A 22,702-nucleotide genomic window follows, 5' to 3' on the forward strand; every position below is an offset into this window, starting at 1 on the left:
GTGAAAAATAGCTACATTACATAATTAAAAATGAAACCAACAATTACAATTCCCGCGGCCACAATGCCTACAAAAGCAGTAATTAGCTGCCATTTCAATACTTTTTTCAAGATGATTATTTCGGGGAGTGATAAGGCGATTACCGACATCATAAAAGCCAGCGCAGTCCCCAGCGACACACCTTTTTCGATGAGTACACTTACAATTGGAATAATTCCGGCAGCATTAGAATACATGGGAATTCCCATTAAAATTGCCAATGGAACACCATACCAGTTTTCTTTTCCGAGCAACGAGCCTAAAAAATCTTCGGGAACATAACCGTGCGCTCCTGCCCCAACTGCAATACCGATAATAATGTATATCCAGATTTTGCCAACGATTTCGCGAACCGAATCGAAACCTTTTTGAATACGGTCGTTAAACGAAAGTTTTTCTTCCTCCATATCAGCCGCGTTTGCTTTAACATTAAAAACCCACCCGGCAACATATTTTTCCATTTTTAGTTTCCCGATAAGCCATCCCGAAAGAATGGCAATGGTTAAACCGGTGCCTACGTAAATAAGTGCAACTTTCCAGCCAAATAAACCAACCAGTAAAACAAGCGCTACCTCGTTTACCATTGGCGCTGCTATTAAAAACGAGAAAGTGACTCCAATAGGAATTCCCGCTTCAACAAAGCCCAGAAACAATGGGATGGCTGAACACGAGCAAAAAGGGGTTACAATACCTAATAACGCTGCCATAATGTTCCCGGAGAACAAGGATTTTCCCCGCAGCAATTTCCTGGTTTTTTCGGTGGAAAAATAGCTTCGAATAATGCCTACGCCAAAAATTATAAGCACCAGTAATAGCATTACTTTAGGCACTTCGAAAATAAAAAAGCGCAGTGTTTCGGTTAAATGTTTTCCTGCGGTCATTCCCACCACATCATTGATAATTAAATCGGCAATGTTTTGCAGATTTATGTAAAGAAGTATCCAAACGGGCAACATAAAAAGTGGTAGTAACCAGCCGTTTGTTTTTCTGTTTAATGTAATCACTTTCTCTATCATTTCTTTTCTATTCGTATTTTTACGAACTAATTATTCAAAATTTTTTATCTCAACAAAAGCTGTAAAATCCTAATCAATGATCTACTCACTGCTATAAACATTAACCACAACAACACGTGGGCTTTTCATTATCCTGTTCTCCCAATATCTCGCGAATATCATCGGCACAACAGTTTCGTGAAGGATTTGGCGTCTTACATTCTGAACCGGTACATGCTCCGGTTGCATCTTTAATCTCTTGTAAACTTTTTGCGCCTTTATCAGTCGCAGCAATTAGTTCTGCCTCGCTAACATTTTTACAAAAACAGATTACCTTACTCATCACAAAACAAAAAGTATTAAAAGGTAATAAATACCAACACCAATAAATAACACGGCAATTACCCTTCGAAACCAAATTTCGAAGGTTTTCATTTTGTTGTACAGGTTACCGATTGAGCCAATGCTAAAAGCAATTAACCATGCAAAAATGATAACCGGTATACCAGTTGCCAATGCAAAAACCATTGGCAGATATAAGCCACTGGCGCTGCTTATCGTCATCGGAATCAGTATTCCAAAGTAAAGCACTCCGCTGTAAGGGCAAAAAGCCAACGCAAAAACAATTCCCAGCAACAACACGCCCCAAAATCCACTGTTTGACCGGTTTTGCATTTTCTGGGTAAGCGATCCAACTCCCGGAATAGTTAATCTTAAAACACCGAGCATAAACAGACCAATTACAATAAGTAAAGGACCTAATATTTTTTCACCCCAGGTTTGAAAAAAAGAAGAAAACTCGAACTGACTGGCACCAAAAAAAAACAACAAACCAATTGCGGTATAAGAAAAGGCACGTCCAAAAGTATAAACCAGACCGTTCAAAAACACTTTCTTCTGACTGGTAATATCTTTACTTATGTAACCAATTGCTGTTATGTTTGTTGCCAGCGGGCAAGGACTTATGGCGGTCATAAGTCCCAACAAAAATGCCGACAATATCGGTAGTTCCGAGTTCTCGAAAAATGTTTGTAACAACTCCATAATCAATTAGAGCATCTCGTCAATTTCTGACTTCAATCGCTTTGCAAATTTTTCAGGTTTAGTTCGTGCATTCATAAATGCAGAACTGGTAAGATCAACTTTTTCGTCGCCTTTTACCAGCAAAAGTGTTTGTCCGCTAACTTTGTACTTTTTCACTAAAGGATTGTCTTTTTCCTTTTCACGGTTAATCGACTGAAAAGTAACTTTCCCTTTGTAATTTTCCTCAATCGTTTCTTTGGCAACTTTTTCAACTGCCTGGCAAGTTACACACCTCTTTGTTGCATGAAAGTAATAGGCAATCACTTCATTTGATTGTGGAGTTACGGTCGCGTTATCTGTTGCATTTGGACCACTTTTGCTTGCATCTGAAACACATTCAGCATTTGCTGAAATGATGCCAACACAAAGAATAATACTTAAAATACTTACTAATTTCTTCATAACATTTCGGTTAAAGATTGTTGATGTTTTATTTCTAAATCGGTTTTTACTTCGTCAGTAATTCTTTCAATTCTTTATCGCCGGGCAGTTTCCCGCTTAATACGACTTTGCCGTCAACCACGAGAGCCGGTGTATTCATTACTCCAAATTGCATGATTTTGTATATGTCTTCCACTTTTTCAATCGATGCCTCAACGCCCAATTCACTCACCGCATTTCTTGTTCTTTCTTCCAGCTTCTTACATTTTGCACAGCCGGTTCCTAAAACTTTTATCTCCATTTCTCTTTCTTTTGGTTTTTTCATGTATTGGATTCGCTAAAACACGAACCACTTGTTAAAAATAATTTATTCCAATTTCAAAAAATCTTTGAATAATTCCTGTGCTTCTTTCCAATTCTCTTTATTCACGCAATACTTAATTCTTGGAGCTTCAATTTCTCCTTGAATTAATCCGGCCTCTTTCAATTCTTTTAGGTGTTGAGATAAAGTTGACTTTGCAATTGGTAACTCATCGCTTAAATCGCCGCTGTAGCAACAACTTTTTTTACCCAGCAATTGCAAAACATACACACGTACCGGGTGCCCAAGTGCCTTGGCATAACGCGCTAATTTCTTTTGTTTTTCTGAAATGATTTTTACTTCCATGTATTTTTCACTGTTCGTTGTTCGCAAAATTACGAACTGTATTTTGGAATATGAATTTTTTCGGCATTAAATTACTATTTCTTTTATATCGCTTGCGACACAATATATTATTTCTACATTTGTATCGTGTACGATATTTACACAAAAGACATATAAAAACAATTAAACAATGGAAAACAATTTTTATCAATTTACAGCAACAAGTCTTCAAGGCAAAGAGCTAAGCATGGACAGCTACAAAGGAAAAACAGTTTTAGTAGTGAACACTGCCAGCAAATGTGGTTTAACTCCACAGTTTGAAGGATTGGAGAAACTTTACAAAGAGTACAAAGATAAAGGACTTGTAATACTTGGATTTCCGTGCAACCAGTTTGCCAACCAGGAACCTGGCGATGAAAAATCAATTTCGGAAGGCTGTTTGCTCAACTATGGAGTAACGTTTCCGATGTTCTCTAAAATTGATGTGAACGGGAAAAATACACACCCCATTTACAAGTACCTGAAAAAAGAATTGGGTGGAACACTCGGAAGCAAGATCAAGTGGAATTTCACGAAATTTCTGATCGATGCAAACGGAAATCCTGTAAAACGATTTGCACCTACTACCAAGCCAGAAAAACTGGAAAGTCACATCACAAAACTTTTGCAGAATTAAATGCTTTAACAATCCGGGTAAATTCTTTATACTATTAATAAACAGGAAAAATTGCTAATACAATGAAAAGATTAATTGCATTCTTTATGATCATGATGTTTTTTGTTTTTCAGGCGGCACCGTCCTATTCCTCAGAAACAAATAACGATAAGTCCGAGCTAAAAACATTTCACGACTTTGTAGTTAAAGACATTAACGGCAACGATTTCGACCTTGCCCAACTAAAAGGTAAAAAGGTTTTGGTGGTGAACACTGCCAGCAAATGTGGCTTTACCCCTCAGTTCGAGCAACTGCAAAAACTGTACGAATCGTTAGACAAAGAAGAATTTGAAATCATCGGGTTTCCGGCAAACAACTTTTTAAAACAAGATCCGGGTTCGAATGAAGAAATAATGGAGTTTTGTACAGCCAATTACGGTGTAACATTCCCGATGATGGAAAAGGTTTCAGTTTGCGATTACATATATACAACTTACCCACCCGATAAAAATAAAGCCGAAAAAGTTAGTACCGACGAGATTTACCAATGGTTGACAAAAAAGGAACTAAACGGAGTGGCAGACACTACTATTGAGTGGAATTTTCAGAAGTTCCTGATCGATGAGAATGGACAACTAATTGGTTCGCTGGCACCCAATGTAATGAGCGAAATTATAATGCTTAAAGAATGGCTTGAAGATTAACCACGAATAACGAAGTGGCTGTTGGTTATTTCAACAGCGACTTCATTTTCGATCTTTACCTGAAATATAAATCACATGGAATTCGAACAGCTAAAACTCCGGAACCAGCTTTGCTTCCCCATTTATGCAGCCTCGCGATTGATAACGCGTACCTACCAGCCACTGCTTGATGAACTGAAAATTACTTATCCGCAATACCTGGTTTTAATGGTGCTTTGGGAGCACGATTCGATGCCGGTAAATACAATTGCGAAAAAGTTAATTCTTAATACAAATACAATTACACCTCTTTTGAAGAGAATGGAAACCCAGGGAATTGTTAAGCGAACGCGTTCCAATACCGACGAACGAAAAGTAACGGTTAGCCTCACCGACAAAGGTCGTCAGTTACGTATGCAGGCAGCAGATATTCCAGAAAAACTGGTAGCCCAACTCGATACCGATAAATTCTCGATTGACGAATTGATCGACCTCAGAGAAAAACTCAATAACCTCATCAATTCTATGATCGATCGCTAATTCTGGAAAATAAAGTTCATCCTTTAGCATTTCCGTTCCGTGGCAAACATGCTTGACATAAATTGCTAAATTCGCAGTAAATTCAAATGCGAAAAAATGAATCAGCGAATACTTCTTTTTATTGTACTAATTTTTACCCTGCAGGCCTGTAATCCGGGAGCTTCAAAATATATTGCCAACAATGGGGCCATCTATGGCACCTACTACAGTATCAAGTATGAAAGCCCAGATGGAAACAATCTTCAAACCGACATTGATGAAGAACTGCAACGTTTGTCGCATATTTTTTCGCATTACGATAAAGAAGCTACCATCACAAAAATAAATAACAACACTCCTGTTGAAACGGAGCTGGAATTTATTACCTGTTTCTCGCGCGCAACGGAAATCGCAGAACTTACTAACGGTGCTTTTGATATTACTGCCGGTCCGCTTATTAGTGCTTGGGGATTTGGCCCGGAAGACCGGCAAAAGATGACGGATAAAAAGGTTGACTCGCTAAAGCAATTTTGTGGTTATGAGAAGATTCGTCTTGAAAACGGAAAAATTATAAAAGATAATCCACACATGACCATAAATATGAGTGCCATAGCCAAAGGTTACACCTGCGATCTTATCGGCGAATTTCTGCAAAACAAAGGGTGCCAAAACTACATGGTTGACATTGGTGGCGAGGTTGTGGCAAAAGGCATAAACGATAAAGGCAAAATATGGACGATCGGGATTCGCGAGCCCATTGAAAATCCGTTTGAGAATGAATTAAGTGCCGCATTAATGCTTAAAAACCGCGCTATGGCGACATCGGGGAACTACCTTAATTTCTATGAAGAAGATGGTAAAAAATATGCACACACTATCGATCCGATTTCCGGTTACCCGGTACAACATAGTTTGTTAAGTGCCTCGGTAGTTGCCAACGATTGTATGACCGCCGATGCGTTTGCCACTGCATTTATGGTGCTCGGAAAAGATAAAAGTATTGAAATAGCACGCCAGGTGCCGGGTATGGAGATATATTTTATTTATGCCGACGATAACGGAGAAAACCAGGTATATATGTCGCAAGGTTTTGATAAAATGCTACGTAAATAAAAAAGCCGGTTATTTACCGGCTTCTGTATCTGTTGCTAAATTAAGTGTCTTAAACTTCAGCTCTTTTCGTGCATCGCGTTGTGCAAGTTTGTCTTGCGTGGTAGCACAATAAACACCGTTTTTCTTTAGATGATTATTTCCACCTACGTGTGTATTTGGGAATTTTCCTCCTTTAAAAAAAACAATTCTTATTGCCATTCCCAGCATTCCTACTCCCAACAAGGCAACTGCCAATAAAACTACTTTTAAAATTTCCATATCCTTTTCCCTTTCAAACTATGCGTTGCAAAATTAAAGTTTTCTAAATAATTAACTCTATCTAAATAACTAATTTAACGGCAAATTGTTGCTGTTCATCTAAAAGTTTCGCCGTTTTCAAGTCTATTTTGTAAATTCATGAAAACAAAAAACAAACAAATCATGGAAAAACACATTAATGTAGTTGCAACGCTGCAGATTGTTTACAGCATTTTGGGGCTAATAATTGCCACAACCATCTTTATTCTATTTCACGTAATCGGCGATTTTGCAGATGATCATGAAGCTGAATTTGTTCTTTCAATCATTGCCAACGTTATCATGGTCATTTCTTTTATCGTATGTCTGCCCGGAATTCTTGCCGGAATTGGATTATTCAAACGTAAAGAATGGGCACGTGTGCTTACCCTCATTATTTCCGTTCTGAATCTCTTCAGTTTCCCTATCGGAACCGGAATTGGTGTTTATTCGATCTGGGCGCTGGTACAACCCGAAAATGTAGAAGCCTTTAAATAAATTCAAATACCAAAAGGCCCGACTATATTTCTTATTACTTTTACCTTCGCTTGAATAAAAAAATATGATTCAATACGAAATAAGAGTTAATGGCCGGGTTCAGGGGGTAGGATATCGTTATTACGTACTGCAACAGGCCAAATTACTTAATGTTACCGGTTGGGTGCGCAATACGGTGGATGGTGGCGTGCTGGTTGTGGCCCAAGGCAGCGAACCGGCCGTAAAAACACTTGTTGATTACCTTTGGGTTGGACCTCCACTTTCCCTGGTCAAAGGCGTACATCACTCCGAGCTTCAGGTTCTCGAAACTTATACTGATTTTGAAGTCAGGAATTAATAATTTCGCTCATTCTTATTGTTCTCACAACACCATCAAAAAATCTAAACCACAAAAAATTGGAAAAGAAGAACTACCACATGAGCCCGGAACAGTTTCGGGAAGAAGGCAAAAAAATAATCGACTGGATTGCTGATTATTACGAACAAATTGAAGATTATCCGGTTCTGTCGCAGGTAAAACCCGGCGATATTTCGAAATCATTACCAAATGCCGCTCCTCTGCGAGGGGAAAGTATTGATGACATGATTAAGGATCTGGATGAAAAAATTATGCCGGGGATCACACACTGGCAATCGCCAAATTTTTTCGCATACTTTAATGCCAACACTTCATTCCCTTCAATTTTAGGTGACCTCGTATCGTCGGGGCTTGGCGTGCAGGGAATGTTGTGGGCAACCAGCCCGGCTGCTACCGAAGTGGAAACCCGGGTACTCGACTGGCTGGCCGATATGATGGACATGCCCGAACAGTTCCGATCAACCTCATCGGGTGGCGGAGTTATTCAGGACACGGCATCAACAGCTGCATTAACAGCAATTATTGCTGCCCGCGAAAGAGTCACCGCATTTGAAACAAACGAGGAAGGTCTGCATAAAAAACTGATTGCCTATGTATCATCACAAACGCATTCATCGGTAGAAAAAGGGATAAAAATTGCCGGGATTGGCCGCGCAAATCTCCGTTTGATCGACGTAGACGAAAACTGTTCGATGCGCACCAACCTGCTCGAAAAACAAATAAAACAAGACCGCGCCAACGGACTCATTCCTTTTTTTATTTGCGGCACCATTGGCACCACCTCAACAACTGCTGTTGACCCGTTGCCAGAAATTGGTAAGATATGTAAACGAGAAAAATGTTGGTTTCATATTGATGCCGCGTCGCTGGGAACAGCCATGCTTTGTCCCGAATTCAGGCATTTGGCCGATGGCGTTGAACTAGCCGACAGTTATAGTTTTAATCCGCATAAATGGATGTTTACGAATTTCGATTGTAATGTTTTTTGGGTGGCAGATCGCCGCGAACTAATCAATACTTTTTCTATTCTGCCGGAATATCTGCGTAACAAAGCCACCGAATCGGGCGAAGTGTTCGATTACCGCGACTGGCATATTCAACTGGGCCGCCGGTTCAGAGCCTTAAAGCTTTGGTTTGTAATTCGGCACTACGGCGTTGAAGGGCTACAGCAACTTATTCGCGAACATGTTCGGTTGGCTAAAGAATTTGAATGCTGGGTAAATGAATCCGAAGATTTTGAAGTAGTTGTACAACCAACCATGAACCTGATTTGCTTCCGCCATAAATCTGATGATAGTTTCAACCTGAAACTTATGAACACCATTAACGAAGCGGGAAAAATCTTTTTTACCCACACAAAATTAGGCGGGCAGGTTGTTTTGCGCTTGAATATCGGACAGACACATATTGAATACAAGCATGTAAAAAATGCCTGGAATATTATTAGCTTAACCGCAAAAGAGCTGGAATTAAACACGTAAAATTTGCAGCAAATGCTTTAAAGGAATTGCTATTGTATTTCCTTTTTATAAAACTTACAAACTTCGGTCAACCCACATTTTTCGCACTTTGGTTTGCGAGCCAAACAAGTGTATCGCCCATGCAAAATTAGCCAGTGATGTGCTTTTGGCACCAAGTCTAAGGGAATGTATTTCATTAACTGCTGCTCGGTTGCCAAGGGCGTTTTTGCGTTAGTACTTAACCCAATGCGTGCCGCTACTCTAAAAACATGGGTATCAACGGCCAGTGCCGGTTTGTTATACACTACCGAAGCAATAACATTTGCTGTTTTTCGTCCAACACCGGGAAGTTTCTGTAAATCATCAACATCGCTTGGCACTTCACCATCAAATAACTCAATAAGTTTTTGTGCCATCCCAACCAGGTGTTTGGCTTTATTGTTCGGGTACGAGCAGCTTCTTATATAATCAAAAACTTCTGCCGGTTCTACCTCAGCCATTTTGTATGGCGTTGGGAAACGCTTAATTAGCTCGGGTGTAATCTGGTTCACTCGCTTATCGGTGCACTGAGCCGATAAAATTACTGCTACAATCAATTCAAACGGATTGCCATAATCGAGCTCTGTTTCAGCAATTGGCATTGCTTTCTCAAAATAATCTATGATGTATTCAAAGAGTTCTTTCTTCCTCATTGTTCAATTTTTTTCAAAAATAGATGATTTTTTCTCTTCAGGTGTAACAAAAATGAATTAGTGCAGTCTTATTAAAAGAATTGCTTAAGTATCGTTTCTCCCCTTTTTTTTGAAATGGTTTTAAGTAATAATTAAACAGCAAAATAAAAAGCCGGCTCCCACCGGCTTTTTCTATTTCGCATGTTATTAAAATCAAATCGTGAATAAAAAATGTTCAGAAATATAGCCTTCTCCTAGAAATCAAGCAGATAAATTCTATTTTTGTTTGAAATTGTGAAGGAGGAATCGTTTTGAAGAGAAGAATTTACTTTGTTGTAGTGGTAGTTGGGTTGGCAATTCTGGCTTTCAAATTACAGTCATTCGTTAGTACAGATAAGGCTGAAACACAAGAAACACAAGAGGTTGCTGTTGTTGAGCCGGTATACAATCCCGTTGTTGAAATTGAGAATACACTTACACGTTTTGATAGTTTACTGGATCAAAATTTAAAAGAATCCGGAACAGTTGGAGCTGCACTTGTTATTACCTACAAAGGCAAAATTGCCCTGGTAAAATGTTTTGGGGTTCGAAAAGCCGGAGAAAAAAACCGGGTTGACGCAAATACTGTATTTCGCCTGGCTTCCGTTTCAAAAACAGTAACAGGTGTTTTGGCAGGTATTCTTGATGAAGAAAACATTGTAAAGCTGGATGACCGAATTATTGATTACCTCCCAAATTTCAAACTAAAAAATGCTGATTACACCAACCAACTTACTGTTCGTCATTTACTGAGTCACACATCAGGGTTAATTCCACATGCGTATGATCTGATGGTAGAAGACAAAGTGCCGTTGGAAAAAATTATTGAGCGATTAGACCAGGTTGATCTCACAGCAGCACCGGGAAAACTCTATGGCTACCAGAACGTAGTTTACAGTATTTATGATCCAATAACCTGCGCAAAAACGCACCAATCGTTTGAATCGGTGATGAAAGAAAAGGTATTCCAACCTTTTGGGATGGCTGATGCTTCAGTAAATTTTAAAGATTTTGAAAACAACCACAACAAGGCTTATCCACATTACAACCGAGGTCACAACCGTTACAGTCCAATGCGCCTGAATGATCGGTATTACACAACTGCTCCGGCAGCCGGCGTTAACGCCAGCATATCAGATCTTGGAAATTTTCTGTGTGCTTTAACGGATGATAATTCAGAAATATTTGATATAAAAGCACGAGAAACAGTTTTTACTCCGCAAGTAAATTCGCCCTTAAAACGCACCTATTTCAGAAGCTGGGGACGCGATGTAAAATCAAAACGCTATTCTATCGGGTGGAGAATTATAGATTACAAAGGGCGCGAAATTGCCTACCACGGTGGTTACGTTTTGGGCTACAAAGCTGAAATTGCCGTTTGCGACCAGGAAGATATTGGTATTGCCATTTTGAGTAACTCACCAAACAGTGCCACTGCCAAAAACATCCCCACATTCCTGAATATGTTGTTCGATTACAAAGACAGCATGGCCTTACAAGAAGAACAAAAAGACGATTCTTCGCAAAACAAATCGTAAAACATGAAGCCATTTTTACAAGCTGAGAACCTCTCGAAACGATGGGGAGAGTTAATGCTTTTTGAAGATATTTCCTTTACTGTTTTTGAAGGTGCTAAAGTTGCACTCATCGCAAAAAACGGAACAGGAAAATCCAGCCTGCTTAATCTTCTGGCAGGAAAAGATTCGCCAGATGAAGGGATTATTACACTAACCAACGATGTAAAAGTTGGGTATTTCGAGCAAATTCCAGATCTGAATCCAAACAATACGGTTATTGAAGAGATTTTTGCAAGCGACAACGAAAAGATAAAAACAGTAAAAGCTTTCGAGTTGGCAGTAACCCAAAATAAGCAGGATGATATTACGGCTATTTCTGCAAAAATGGATGAATTAAACGCCTGGGCAATCGAAGTGGAGATTAAACAAATACTCACAGAGCTCAAAATCAATTTCCTGGAACAAAAAGTTGCTGAGCTTTCCGGAGGTCAACATAAACGTTTGTCACTAGCGAAGGTACTTATTAACCAACCTGATTTATTGATTCTTGATGAACCCACCAACCACCTCGATCTGGAAATGATTGAATGGCTGGAAGCTTATCTTGAAAAAACAAAAGCTACACTGTTAATGGTTACGCACGACCGCTATTTCCTTGATCGTGTTTGCAACGAGATAATAGAAATGGAGGACAACCAAATTTATCGTTATCAGGGTAATTACTCCTATTTTCTTGAAAAGCGCGACGAACGTATTGCCATGCAACAGGCCAGCATATCAAAAGCAAAAAACCTGATGCGCACCGAAATTGAATGGATGCGCCGAATGCCCAAAGCAAGAAGCCACAAAGCAAAATACCGTGTTGATTCTTTTTATGATCTGAAAGACAAAGCCTCGCAAAATATTCGCGACGATAAAGTTGACATGAGTGTGAAATCAGCACGATTGGGTAAAAAGATTGTAGAACTCGACCATGTTTCCAAATCATTCCCTGGCGTAAAATTAATTGAAGATTTTTCATATAAATTTCAACGTTTCGAGAAAGTGGGAATTGTTGGTAAAAATGGTACCGGAAAATCTACTTTTCTGAACCTGTTAACCCAAGCGCTAACTCCCGATTCCGGTGCAATTGAAATTGGGCAGACCATAAAATTTGGTTACTACCGGCAAGAAGGAATTGCATTCGATCCGCAGGAAAAAGTAATTGAAGCCGTGCAGAAAATTGCTGAGTTTATCCATTTTGAAGATGGCTCGAAGATGAGCGCTACACAAATGCTCACCCGTTTTCTTTTTCCGCCCGAAACACAATACAATTACATTGAAAAGTTAAGCGGTGGAGAACAGCGAAGGTTATACCTTTGTACGGTTCTCATGCAAAATCCCAACTTCCTGATACTTGATGAGCCTACCAACGATTTGGATATTATGACATTGAATGTGCTGGAAGATTACCTTCAGTCGTTTGAAGGTTGTGTTGTGGTAGTATCGCACGACCGTTTTTTTATGGATAAGATAGTGGATCACCTTTTTGTATTTGAAGGCGAAGGAGAAATTACTGATTTCCCGGGGAATTATACCGTTTATCGTAACCACGTTGAAGAAGAGCAGCAACAAAAAGCAAAAGCTGATGCTAAAATTAAAGCTAATGCTAAAGCACAAACTGAAATTGCAGCAAAGCCGTCTCAATCACAAACGAAAAAGAAACTATCTTACAACGAAAAACGAGAGTTTGAGCAACTGGAAAACCAAATTCCTGAACTTGAAGAACAAATAAGTGAACTGGATAAGCTACTCAATTCCGGTAATCTTAACCACGACGAATTATACGAAAAGTCGTTGCAACTTGACGATATGAAATCGCAACTCGATGAAAAGGAATTAAGATGGCTCGAATTAAGTGAGCTGGGTTTAAAAAAATAGGTTTAAATATCTTCGAACTCTACATTGGTGTAGTCTTTTACCGGAGCTTTTTCCTCTTCAGCTACTTCCTTGGTCTCCGATTTTGGCTCTACTTCCTCACGTACCTCTTCAGGCTGTTTGTCGTGAATAAAATCAACCACTTCCTGCAGACTTTCGATGAACTTGGTAAAGTCTTCCCTGTATAAAAAGATTTTGTGTTTCTCGTACGAAAATTTACCGTTCTCGCCAAAGCGTTTTTTGCTTTCGGTGATGGTTAAATAGTACTCATCGTTTCGAGTACTTTTTACATCGAAAAAATATGTTCTTTTTCCCGCACGAATAACATTTGAATGAATCTCTTGCTTGAACTTACTGTCTTTAAACTTAGTTCCCTCCTTTGTATCACCACTTTCCATTCTTCAATATTTTGGTTTTTTGGACTTAGTTAGGTTTCAAAAATAGAAAAATATTTAACAAATATTCAGAATGTGTCACGAAGCAGATTTATTCCGTGGAAAAAAAGGCTATTTATAACGATTCTACAAACAAAATTCCAGCTCTAACTAGCTGTAATGCAGCCATAAAAAAAGGGGACACAATCATGTCCCCTTTCCTCAAAAATTATAGCTTTTATTTATATATTTTCTTTTCAGCCGATAACAAAGTATTTAATAGTAACGATGTTCGCGTCATAGGTCCTACTCCACCTGGCACGGGAGTTATGTAAGAGCATTTTGGAGCCACTTCTTCATACAACACATCGCCTTTCAATTTCCATCCCGATTTTGTTTTGTCTGATTTTATGCGGGTAGTACCCACGTCGATAACAACGGCACCTTCTTTAACCATATCGGCGGTAACAAACTCAGGAACTCCCATTGCAACAATTAAAATATCGGCATTGGCACAAACCTCCTTTAAATTGGCAGTGCGGCTGTGTGCAACAGTTACAGTGGCGTTAATGGCTTTTTGCGACATCAATACACTCATTGGGCGACCAACAATATTACTACGCCCCAAAACCACACAATTTTTGCCGCTGGTTTCAATGTTATATCGTTTAATCAACTCAACAATACCATAAGGCGTTGCCGAAACAAAAGATGGCATTCCTATTACCATTCGACCAACATTAATCGGATGAAATCCATCAACATCTTTTTTCGGATCGATGGCTTCAATAATTTTTTCTTCGGAAATATGTTTTGGCAGTGGCAACTGAACAATAAAACCATCCAAATCATCGTCGTTATTCAATTCTTCAACTTTGTCCAATAATTCTTCTTCAGTAACATCATCTTCATAACGAATCAACGAAGATTTAAAACCAACTGCTTCGCAATCTTTAATTTTATAGGCAACATAGGTTTCGCTACCTCCGTCATGACCAACCAGAATAGCTGCCAAATGAGGTTGTTTTCCTCCATTGTCGATTATTTGCTTAACCTTCTCCGCTATTTCCTGCTTAATTTCAGCAGCTACTTTTTTTCCGTCGATCAAATTCATAGTCTTCTCTCGCTAAGGCGCCAAGACGCCAAGTTTATAATAGTTTGTTTACAATTCGTGTTATTCCGTTTTTAATCAGCTTCTCATTAAAGTTAAAAAAGTCCAAGTTAAGATCAGTTAGCTTGAGATAGGTTCGTTACGGCTTTTTATGAACTGGTGCAATAGCTTCTTCTGACTTTAATTCTATAAAAACCTTATTCTCAATAATCAATCTGACCGAAAACCTTCACCAACAATCTGGCTCTTTCAAACAACTTGCACTGGTTTTTGTCGATCTACTTTTAATCCCTGCCTTTTTAGCTCAAGGTATAAAATCGCTTCATAATCCGGCTCCAAGTTCGACATGTATCTCAAAACAAGTGTTGACAATTATTTTTGAAATTTAATTTTCGGTCATCCCTTGTTTTCGTTCTTTCTTCGCGTCTCTGCGCTTTTGCGAGATACGTTTTAGAATTTCCGTCCTTGCCCCTGCATACCGGACATCATACGCTGAACATTTTTACCCTGCGATACCATACGCATCATTTTTCGGGTTTCGCTAAATTGCTTTAATAAACGGTTTACTTCCTGAATATTAGTTCCTGAACCGCTGGCAATACGTTTTCTACGACCTCCGTTTATTAACGATGGATTTTCCCTTTCTTCAGCTGTCATCGAAAAAATAATAGCCTCGATGTGTTTAAACGCATCATCGTCAATGTCCATTCCTTTCAACGCTTTCCCCATTCCTGGAATCATTCCCATCACATCTTTCAGATTACCCATCTTTTTAATCTGGCTAATCTGTTTCAGGAAGTCGTTAAAATTGAAGGTATTTTTCTGCAGTTTTTTCTGCAATTGTTTAGCTTCATCCTCATCAAATTGTTCCTGGGCTTTTTCAACCAGCGAAACAATATCACCCATTCCCAAAATACGTTCAGCCATCCGATCAGGGTGAAATACATCGAGTGCATCAACTTTCTCGCCGGTACCAACAAACTTAATTGGCTTTTCAACCACCGCTCGAATAGAAAGGGCTGCACCACCGCGGGTATCACCATCCAGTTTGGTAAGAACGACACCGTCAAAATCCAAGCGTTCGTTAAATTCTTTTGCCGTGTTAACCGCATCCTGACCGGTCATTGCATCAACAACAAACAGAATTTCATCGGGGTCGATCGCTTTCTTAACTGCGGAGATTTCGTTCATCATCTGCTCGTCAATAGCCAATCGACCGGCGGTATCCACAATCACAACATCGTTACCATTGGCTTTTGCATGTTTAATTGCAGCCTTGGCAATTTTCACAGGATCCATGTTTCCTTCTTCGGTGTACACCGGAACATTAATCTGTTCACCCAAAACTTTCAGCTGGTCGATCGCTGCCGGACGATAAACATCGCCTGCAACCAACAAGGGATGACGGCCTTTTTTGCTTTTCAGCATATTTGCCAGCTTACCTGAGAAAGTCGTTTTACCCGAACCTTGCAGTCCTGACATAAGAATTACTGCCGGTTTTCCTTGCAGCTCAATATCGGTAAAAGTACCGCCCATCAATTGAGCCAGCTCGTCTTTTACGATCTTTACCATCATTTGCCCCGGTTTAACTGCTGTTAAAACATCCTGCCCCAAAGCTTTGACTTTTACGTCGTCGGTAAATTTCTTGGCAATTTTAAAGTTTACATCGGCATCCAAAAGTGCGCGACGAATATCTTTTAGCGTTTCCGCCACATTGATCTCGGTAATTGTTCCCTGTCCTTTTAGTAGTTTAAAGGACTTCTCCAGCCTGTCACTTAAATTCTCAAACATGCTTTTACTTCTTTTTGAAAATGAGGTGCAAAAATAGCAAAAACAACACAAAAGAAGAAAGGAAATAGGAGCAAAAAGAAAAAGCATTTATGATTTCTGAAAAACACCGACAAATCCCATTCTTTGCTTTCTATTTTCATATTATCTTAGATTATCATAACTTGTGATGCAGAAGGAGCATTTAAAACAGATTCTCAATTAAGTTTAACCATATATTCAAATTTACATTCATCATGAAAAAAACAACCTTCACCGTACTTCTCCTTTTGGTATCCATTTTTAGTTTTGGGCAATATCTTGATAATCAATTCTATTTTCGTTTCGGGTATTCGAATCCTTCGTGGCAACAGTTCGGACTTGACGAACAAAAGTGGAATAGCGTTGGTATTGAATCGAAAACAGGTGCTAATTTTGAAGTTGGATCGATATTCCTGATCAAAAGCATTTTAAACCGCGAAGACATGGCTTTTGGAATAAATGCCGACTACCTCTATGCCGTTTTTCATAATTATAAAAATGAAAACGACATCAACGAAACAAATATTGGCATTTTCCGTGCCGGATCGAAAATCGGCCCTTCATTTACCTACAGCCCGGTTGACAAACTGGAATTTGATATTTATGCGAAATTAGATTTTGCATGGGGCACCGGCCTTGTTACCTACTATGATGACATGATTGATGATGCTGACGAGATTTTTTTGAGTAAAGCTGATTTTGGATTCTCAACCGGATTAAATGTTCGATATGGCATATTAATGCTCGGCGTTGAGTTTAACACGATTACAGCCGAGCTTGAAAGCGATGATTATCCCGGTGTTTATTGGCAATACATGGTTGATTCTGAATTTTACAACTCTACAAATGAAGATAAAAAATCAAAACTTCCGTGTACAAATTTTACGATTGGCCTTAGCTTTTAACTTTTCTTACTATCTTTTTACAAGAAAGAGACAGTCTGAAAACAAATTGGGCCGTCTCTTTTTGTTTGATTAACTTTTTTCAAATTGAAAAGTTCTTGTCTACCTTTGTGTTTCAAGAAAACGAAATATGCAAAACAAAACCATAGATCTTATTGCCAGCAACCTGGGACTGAACAACACTCAGATTTTAAACACGATAAATTTGCTAAATGAAGGAGCTACTGTTCCGTTTATTTCTCGCTACCGAAAAGAACGTACCGGCAGTCTCGACGAAGTGCAGGTTCTTCAGATAAAAGAACAAAACGATAAATATGCAGAACTTGCCAAACGCAAGGAAACCATTCTGAAAACGATTGAAGAACAGGGTCAGTTAACGCCCGATCTAAAATCGAGAATTGAAGATTGTTATGACTCGGTTGAACTGGAGGATATTTACCTGCCCTACAAACCGAAGCGTCGCACCAAAGCCACCATCGCCCGCGAAAAAGGTCTGGAGCCATTGGCCAAGATTATAATGAAACAACTGGAGCGCGATCCGGAATTCAGAGCTAATCAATTTTTAAACGACGAAGTTACTTCAGTAGAAGATGCACTTTCAGGAGCCCGCGATATAATTGCCGAGTGGGTAAGCGAAAACGAACGTGCCCGAAATATTGTGCGTAAGGGTTTTGATATGGGTGCCTACATCACATCAAAAATTATTAAGGGAAAAGAAGAAGAGGCCGCCAAATACCGCGATTATTTTGACTGGAGCGAACCGCTAAAAAAATGTCCTTCGCATCGATTACTGGCTATGCGCCGCGGCGAAAACGAAGGGTTTCTGCGGGTTTCCATTTCACCAAACGAAGAACGCGTACTGGAAAACCTGGAACGTTTTTTTGTAAAAGGTAACAACGACAGCTCAGAACAGGTGGCACTGGCTGTAAAAGACAGTTTGAAACGCCTCATACAACCGTCGATAGAAACAGAATTTGCCAAATTATCGAAAGAAAAAGCCGATACCGAAGCGATAAACGTTTTTGCAGAAAACCTGAAACAGTTGTTGCTTGCACCTCCGCTGGGGCAAAAAAGAACGCTCGCTATCGATCCGGGTTACCGCACGGGTTGTAAAGTTGTATGCCTGGATGAACAGGGCAATTTACTCCACAACGAAAATATTTACCCGCACAAACCGCAAGAGCAGAAAAAAATGGCGGCAAAAAAAGTGTCGTCAATGGTAGAAATGTACCAGATTGATGCCATTGCCATTGGCAACGGAACGGCCAGCCGCGAAACTGAAGCTTTTATAAAAAAACTGCACTACAATCGCGAGATCAGAGTTTATGTGGTAAGCGAAGATGGCGCTTCCGTTTATTCCGCCTCATCGGTGGCCCGTCAGGAATTTCCGCAATACGATGTTACCGTGCGTGGAGCAATTTCTATTGGTCGGCGTTTAATGGACCCACTGGCAGAACTCGTAAAAATCAACCCGAAAAGTATTGGCGTTGGGCAGTACCAGCACGATGTTGATCAGAAAAATCTGAAAAACAGTCTCGATTCAGTTGTTGAACTAAGTGTAAACTCCGTTGGTGTTAACCTTAATACAGCCAGTAAACACCTGCTTACCTATATTTCGGGACTTGGACCACAACTGGCCGAAAACATTACCACTTACCGAAAAGAGAACGGTATGTTCGAATCGCGCGACTCTTTAAAAAAAGTTCCGCGGATGGGACCAAAAGCGTTTGAACAGGCAGCGGGATTTTTGCGTATTCCTGATGCTAAGAATCCGTTAGACAACTCAGGAGTGCATCCCGAATCCTACAAGATTGTATCGAAAATTGCAAAAGATCTGAGATGCGAAGTGAAAGACCTGATTAGAAATGAAGAACTGATTGCAAAGGTTGATTTTAAGAATTATGTAACTTCGGAAATTGGCCTCCCTACCCTAACCGACATAAAAAATGAGCTGTTGAAACCAGGCCGCGATCCGCGCAAACCCATTAAGATTTTTGAATTTGCCGATGGAATATTTAATATTAAAGACCTCCAAATTGGTATGATCCTTCCGGGAATTGTAAATAACATCACCAAGTTTGGAGCTTTTGTAGATGTGGGAATTAAAGAGTCGGGACTGATACACGTTTCGGAAATGGCAGATCGTTTTATCTCCGATCCAAACGAAATTGTGAAACTCCACGAACACGTAAAAGTGCGGATAAAAGATCTTGATATTGACAGAAAACGCATTCAATTATCACTAAAAGGACTCGAACAGGAATAAATTATGCGAATATCCACTGCACTACTACTTTGTTTTCTTAGTGCACTACTTTTATCCTGCGTGTCAAAAAGCAATACGGGAAATCGAAATCCGTACAATCTGCCGCTTGTAAATTCGGTAAAAGAATACAAAAAACAGGTTGATAAAAATGCGGACATGAAACTGGTTGATCTGGAAAATGAGATTAAAAGTGTGGTGCTGGATATCCGTTACGCCACGAGCAATAATTTTACGAATGAGGTTATTTACCAGTCGCCAAAAGCCTATGCAAGAAAACCTGTTGCCGAAGCGTTAAAACTTGTACAAGATTCACTGGCGACACTAAATCTTGGATTAAAGATCTACGATGCTTATCGCCCCTACGCTGCAACCATTCGGTTTTATGAGATATACCCAAATAAAGAGTTTGTAGCCAACCCTAAAAACGGCTCGCGCCATAATCGTGGTTGTGCTGTCGATGTTTCGTTGGTTGATTTAAGCAACTTTGAAGAAATTCCGATGCCAACCGTTTTTGATGATTTTTCGGAAAAAGCACACTCGAAATACAAGGATTTACCGGAAGAGATCATAAAAAATCGCGCCATTCTTTTTGGAGTAATGTCACATTTTGGTTTTACGGTCTATTCTTCCGAATGGTGGCATTTTGACTTTAACGGATGGGAAAGATTTCCACTGATGGATCTTTCGTTCGAAGAGTTAACGAATTAGTATTTACTGCGGATTTCCATTATTCAAATCTTCCGGCCCAATTGGTTTTTCCGGCGTTACCATCCAAAAAATAATGTACACCAGCAAGCCCGGAAAACCGGCAGAAAAAAGCGATAACAAAACATAGATCACCCGCACCAACACCACATCTAATGAGAAATATTCGGCAAATCCTGCCAAAACACCTCCCAACACTTTGTTGTGCGAACGATATAAACGATTAGCTGCCATAGCAATTCTGTTGTTTATTTTTTAGTATTTACCAAAGACGGCTTTTGTCAAAAGAATATAATACTTATTCCTCGTCGTCTTCAGCTAACAATTCTTCGTTTTCAAATTCCTTTTCCAGAAATTCTTCGGCAGCCTCAACCAATTCCGAGATAAACTTTTCATCACCAGGTTCTCCGTCAATCCAGTGTATTTCCTGGTTGTTCCAGAAATCATCAATGTCGGCCTCAACAATAAAGCGCGGCGTTTCGGTATGAACCACAAAAATAGTATCCGGAGTTTCCTGCGAATTGTCGGCTAATAAAAACTTTGGTAGCATGATTAATTATTTTTTAAGTTGCTAATGCGAAATTACGACAAAAACCAATCGGTTTCGAAATATCATAAAAAGAAATTGAAAAAGTAATAAACAATATATAATTTGGGACAAACCGTCGGACATGTGATCACCAAAGATGACTTTTCTCAAGATTTAATAACATTTTAAAAATAAAAACCTTCATTTTTTAACATATTGAACAGGATTGCTATTTTTAGCTCAATTTTTGAAACGAGTATGCGCGAATGCCGCCCATTCGGAGTGAAGTATTCTGTCATGCAAGTTCATAAGATACCTTATGAAGAATGAATTCAACGAATAAAAAAACTGCATATAATGAACAAACTCAATGAAATTCTTTCCACCATCGACGGTCATATTGGAGGCTCGGAATGGTTTGTATTTTTATTACTCGGAACAGGTATCTTTTTTACCATTTATCTAAAATTTCCACAATTCCGCTACCTGAAACATTCGTTGCGAATTGTAAGCGGAAAATTTGATAAAGAAGATGACGAGGGAGATACTTCGCACTTTCAGGCATTAACAACAGCTTTGTCGGGAACTGTAGGAACAGGAAATATTGCCGGTGTGGCTTTGGCTATTCACCTGGGCGGACCAGCGGCACTTTTCTGGATGCTGGTGACAGCCGCCCTGGGTATGACCACCAAATTTGTAGAGGTTACCCTTTCGCACAAATACCGGGATAAAGCTACCGACGGATCGATTGCCGGTGGACCGATGTATTTCATGAAGAAACGTTTGAACATTCCGTTAAAAAACAATAAAGTTTTAAAAACCGGTACTTTCCTCGGTGGGCTCTTTGCTGTTGCAACAATCCTTTCATCGTTTGGTACCGGAAACCTGCCACAGATTAACAGTATTTCCAACTCGCTGTTCGAAACCTTTGGGATTAACCACATGGTAAGTGGTGGTGTTTTAGCCGTATTGCTAGGATTGGTAATTGTTGGTGGTATTAAACGTATTGCCAACGTAACATCGCGACTGGTTCCGTTAATGGCCATCATTTATTTTATTGGAGCGATTGCCGTTATTACTTACAATTACGAAAATATTATTCCTTCTATTGCTGCTATTTTCGGTGATGTATTCAGTGGTTCAGCAGCTGTTGGTGGTTTTCTCGGAGGAAGTATCGCTTTTGCCTTTAACCGTGGTGTAAACCGAGGATTATTCTCGAATGAAGCGGGTCAGGGATCGGCGCCAATTGCCCACGCTGCAGCACGGGCACACGAACCGGTATCAGAAGGGTTGGTTGCTTTATTGGAGCCATTTATCGATACCATTATCATTTGTACATTAACCGGATTGGTGCTGTTATCATCGGGGGTTTGGACGGAGAAACACGAAAATCTGTTTCAGGAAACCGACATTGTGGTGCTTAACGAAACATATTCTGAAACTACTGAGAACGATATAGATCAGTTGCACAACTACTTGGTTGGAAAAGCCGATTTGCCAATGTTCAACGATAATCTGCAAGTACAAAACGGAGAAATTATCAATCAGCCAACCATTTTACATGCTCGTTCGGTAGCTGAAAACATCAAAGTTTCTGTTGATGATCAACTGTACTCGGGCGAGATAAAAATAACTGATGGGAAAATTGACAGAAGCCCTGACAGCCCAAATCCAAAAAGTTTGGCGCTTGAAGGAAAATCACTGATGCACAGTGCGCCGCTAACCACCATTGCTTTTACACGAAGTTGGTTTGGCGATTATGGGAAATACATCGTTTCCATCGGACTGTTGATGTTTGCTTTTTCAACCGCCATCAGCTGGTCGTATTACGGTGGTCGGGCCGTTACCTATTTGTTTGGCATAAAAGGCATTGTTTGGTACCGACTGATTTATGTGATAGGATTCTTCTTCGCATCCTTTACCGATACTACAATTGTTTGGACATTGTCAGGTATTACTATTGCACTGATGACTATTCCGAACTTAATCGGTCTGCTTTTCCTTTCAAAAGAAATGAAGAGCGAAGTGAAACTATTCTGGGTAGAATATGGCAAACGATTCCCGGACGAGAAAGTTCCAAAAGGATAATCCAACAATTCATTAGTTTTCAATAGATAAAAGGATGTCATTTTTTGAAAAAATGACATCCTTTTTAT

26 protein-coding genes are annotated in these 22,702 nt (G+C 39.6%); 13 read left to right on the forward strand and 13 right to left on the reverse strand.

Annotated features, from left to right (window positions below):
• Window positions 1-11: 11 nt before the first annotated feature.
• The 6 genes from G0Q07_RS14510 to G0Q07_RS14535 all read right to left on the reverse strand — a co-directional run bounded on the left by G0Q07_RS14510 (window position 12) and on the right by G0Q07_RS14535 (window position 3,165).
• Window positions 12-1,055, reverse strand: coding sequence for a permease (locus G0Q07_RS14510; RefSeq protein WP_163347409.1), 1,044 nt, complete (start codon window positions 1,053-1,055; stop codon window positions 12-14).
• A gap of 100 nt (window positions 1,056-1,155) precedes the next feature.
• Window positions 1,156-1,377, reverse strand: coding sequence for a (2Fe-2S)-binding protein (locus G0Q07_RS14515; protein ID WP_163347411.1), 222 nt, complete (start codon window positions 1,375-1,377; stop codon window positions 1,156-1,158).
• The gene (locus G0Q07_RS14520; protein ID WP_163347413.1) at window positions 1,377-2,078 is read right to left on the reverse strand and encodes an aromatic aminobenezylarsenical efflux permease ArsG family transporter; all 702 of its coding nucleotides are present in this window, start codon (window positions 2,076-2,078) and stop codon (window positions 1,377-1,379) included. The genes G0Q07_RS14515 and G0Q07_RS14520 overlap by 1 nt, the downstream gene beginning before the upstream one ends.
• A gap of 6 nt (window positions 2,079-2,084) precedes the next feature.
• Complete coding sequence (locus tag G0Q07_RS14525) at window positions 2,085-2,519, reverse strand: nitrophenyl compound nitroreductase subunit ArsF family protein (protein WP_163347415.1); 435 nt, start codon at window positions 2,517-2,519, stop codon at window positions 2,085-2,087.
• 46 nt (window positions 2,520-2,565) lie between these two features.
• Complete coding sequence (locus tag G0Q07_RS14530) at window positions 2,566-2,823, reverse strand: thioredoxin family protein (protein WP_246222906.1); 258 nt, start codon at window positions 2,821-2,823, stop codon at window positions 2,566-2,568.
• 42 nt (window positions 2,824-2,865) lie between these two features.
• Complete coding sequence (locus G0Q07_RS14535; RefSeq protein WP_163347417.1) at window positions 2,866-3,165, reverse strand: ArsR/SmtB family transcription factor; 300 nt, start codon at window positions 3,163-3,165, stop codon at window positions 2,866-2,868.
• Window positions 3,166-3,334: 169 nt separating this feature from the next.
• Here G0Q07_RS14535 and G0Q07_RS14540 point away from each other — a divergent pair, with 169 nt between their 5' ends.
• From G0Q07_RS14540 to G0Q07_RS14555, 4 genes are all read left to right on the forward strand, one after another.
• Complete coding sequence (locus G0Q07_RS14540; RefSeq protein ID WP_163347419.1) at window positions 3,335-3,820, forward strand: glutathione peroxidase; 486 nt, start codon at window positions 3,335-3,337, stop codon at window positions 3,818-3,820.
• 62 nt (window positions 3,821-3,882) lie between these two features.
• Complete coding sequence (locus G0Q07_RS14545; RefSeq protein ID WP_163347421.1) at window positions 3,883-4,503, forward strand: glutathione peroxidase; 621 nt, start codon at window positions 3,883-3,885, stop codon at window positions 4,501-4,503.
• Window positions 4,504-4,578: 75 nt separating this feature from the next.
• Entirely contained in the window at window positions 4,579-5,022 is a 444-nt protein-coding gene (locus G0Q07_RS14550; RefSeq protein WP_163347423.1) for a MarR family winged helix-turn-helix transcriptional regulator, read from the forward strand.
• Between the two features lie 96 nt (window positions 5,023-5,118).
• Complete coding sequence (locus G0Q07_RS14555) at window positions 5,119-6,114, forward strand: FAD:protein FMN transferase (protein ID WP_163347425.1); 996 nt, start codon at window positions 5,119-5,121, stop codon at window positions 6,112-6,114.
• A 9-nt stretch (window positions 6,115-6,123) separates the two neighbouring features.
• Here G0Q07_RS14555 and G0Q07_RS14560 read toward each other — a convergent pair whose 3' ends face one another.
• The gene (locus G0Q07_RS14560) at window positions 6,124-6,372 is read right to left on the reverse strand and encodes a hypothetical protein (RefSeq protein ID WP_163347427.1); all 249 of its coding nucleotides are present in this window, start codon (window positions 6,370-6,372) and stop codon (window positions 6,124-6,126) included.
• A gap of 162 nt (window positions 6,373-6,534) precedes the next feature.
• Here G0Q07_RS14560 and G0Q07_RS14565 point away from each other — a divergent pair, with 162 nt between their 5' ends.
• The 3 genes from G0Q07_RS14565 to G0Q07_RS14575 all read left to right on the forward strand — a co-directional run bounded on the left by G0Q07_RS14565 (window position 6,535) and on the right by G0Q07_RS14575 (window position 8,727).
• On the forward strand, window positions 6,535-6,888 hold the full coding sequence (locus G0Q07_RS14565) for a hypothetical protein (RefSeq protein WP_163347429.1): 354 nt from the start codon (window positions 6,535-6,537) through the stop codon (window positions 6,886-6,888).
• Window positions 6,889-6,952: 64 nt separating this feature from the next.
• Window positions 6,953-7,225 (forward strand): acylphosphatase, encoded by a 273-nt coding sequence (locus G0Q07_RS14570; protein ID WP_163347431.1) that lies wholly within the window; start codon window positions 6,953-6,955, stop codon window positions 7,223-7,225.
• A 59-nt stretch (window positions 7,226-7,284) separates the two neighbouring features.
• Window positions 7,285-8,727 (forward strand): pyridoxal-dependent decarboxylase, encoded by a 1,443-nt coding sequence (locus G0Q07_RS14575; RefSeq protein ID WP_203532560.1) that lies wholly within the window; start codon window positions 7,285-7,287, stop codon window positions 8,725-8,727.
• Window positions 8,728-8,756: 29 nt separating this feature from the next.
• Here the strand turns inward: G0Q07_RS14575 and nth are convergent, their stop codons facing one another.
• Window positions 8,757-9,398 (reverse strand): endonuclease III, encoded by a 642-nt coding sequence (gene nth, locus G0Q07_RS14580; RefSeq protein ID WP_163347433.1) that lies wholly within the window; start codon window positions 9,396-9,398, stop codon window positions 8,757-8,759.
• 290 nt (window positions 9,399-9,688) lie between these two features.
• Between nth and G0Q07_RS14585 the strand changes: the two genes are divergently transcribed.
• Window positions 9,689-10,954 (forward strand): serine hydrolase domain-containing protein, encoded by a 1,266-nt coding sequence (locus tag G0Q07_RS14585; RefSeq protein WP_163347436.1) that lies wholly within the window; start codon window positions 9,689-9,691, stop codon window positions 10,952-10,954.
• Between the two features lie 3 nt (window positions 10,955-10,957).
• On the forward strand, window positions 10,958-12,853 hold the full coding sequence (locus tag G0Q07_RS14590; protein ID WP_163347438.1) for an ABC-F family ATP-binding cassette domain-containing protein: 1,896 nt from the start codon (window positions 10,958-10,960) through the stop codon (window positions 12,851-12,853).
• Between the two features lie 2 nt (window positions 12,854-12,855).
• Here G0Q07_RS14590 and G0Q07_RS14595 read toward each other — a convergent pair whose 3' ends face one another.
• From G0Q07_RS14595 to ffh, 3 genes are all read right to left on the reverse strand, one after another.
• Window positions 12,856-13,248 (reverse strand): DUF3276 family protein, encoded by a 393-nt coding sequence (locus tag G0Q07_RS14595; protein WP_163347440.1) that lies wholly within the window; start codon window positions 13,246-13,248, stop codon window positions 12,856-12,858.
• 214 nt (window positions 13,249-13,462) lie between these two features.
• The gene (gene folD / locus G0Q07_RS14600; protein WP_163347442.1) at window positions 13,463-14,338 is read right to left on the reverse strand and encodes a bifunctional methylenetetrahydrofolate dehydrogenase/methenyltetrahydrofolate cyclohydrolase FolD; all 876 of its coding nucleotides are present in this window, start codon (window positions 14,336-14,338) and stop codon (window positions 13,463-13,465) included.
• 447 nt (window positions 14,339-14,785) lie between these two features.
• Entirely contained in the window at window positions 14,786-16,126 is a 1,341-nt protein-coding gene (gene ffh / locus G0Q07_RS14605; RefSeq protein ID WP_163347444.1) for a signal recognition particle protein, read from the reverse strand.
• A gap of 233 nt (window positions 16,127-16,359) precedes the next feature.
• Here ffh and G0Q07_RS14610 point away from each other — a divergent pair, with 233 nt between their 5' ends.
• From G0Q07_RS14610 to G0Q07_RS14620, 3 genes are all read left to right on the forward strand, one after another.
• Window positions 16,360-17,049 (forward strand): hypothetical protein, encoded by a 690-nt coding sequence (locus G0Q07_RS14610; protein ID WP_163347446.1) that lies wholly within the window; start codon window positions 16,360-16,362, stop codon window positions 17,047-17,049.
• Window positions 17,050-17,176: 127 nt separating this feature from the next.
• Window positions 17,177-19,312 carry a Tex family protein gene (locus tag G0Q07_RS14615; protein ID WP_163347448.1) on the forward strand — a complete coding sequence of 712 codons (2,136 nt, stop codon included), beginning with the start codon at window positions 17,177-17,179 and terminating at the stop codon, window positions 19,310-19,312.
• A gap of 3 nt (window positions 19,313-19,315) precedes the next feature.
• The gene (locus tag G0Q07_RS14620; RefSeq protein WP_163347451.1) at window positions 19,316-20,020 is read left to right on the forward strand and encodes a M15 family metallopeptidase; all 705 of its coding nucleotides are present in this window, start codon (window positions 19,316-19,318) and stop codon (window positions 20,018-20,020) included.
• A gap of 3 nt (window positions 20,021-20,023) precedes the next feature.
• Here the strand turns inward: G0Q07_RS14620 and G0Q07_RS14625 are convergent, their stop codons facing one another.
• Together G0Q07_RS14625 and G0Q07_RS14630 are read right to left on the reverse strand one after the other, a co-directional pair.
• Window positions 20,024-20,251, reverse strand: coding sequence for a PspC domain-containing protein (locus G0Q07_RS14625; protein ID WP_163347453.1), 228 nt, complete (start codon window positions 20,249-20,251; stop codon window positions 20,024-20,026).
• 64 nt (window positions 20,252-20,315) lie between these two features.
• Window positions 20,316-20,567, reverse strand: a complete 252-nt coding sequence (locus tag G0Q07_RS14630) for a hypothetical protein (protein WP_203532561.1) — start codon at window positions 20,565-20,567, stop codon at window positions 20,316-20,318.
• 336 nt (window positions 20,568-20,903) lie between these two features.
• Between G0Q07_RS14630 and G0Q07_RS14635 the strand changes: the two genes are divergently transcribed.
• Complete coding sequence (locus G0Q07_RS14635; RefSeq protein ID WP_163347455.1) at window positions 20,904-22,634, forward strand: alanine/glycine:cation symporter family protein; 1,731 nt, start codon at window positions 20,904-20,906, stop codon at window positions 22,632-22,634.
• Window positions 22,635-22,702 lie beyond the last annotated feature (68 nt).

The sequence above is a fragment of the Draconibacterium halophilum genome (assembly GCF_010448835.1).
GTDB classification, from domain to species: domain Bacteria; phylum Bacteroidota; class Bacteroidia; order Bacteroidales; family Prolixibacteraceae; genus Draconibacterium; species Draconibacterium halophilum.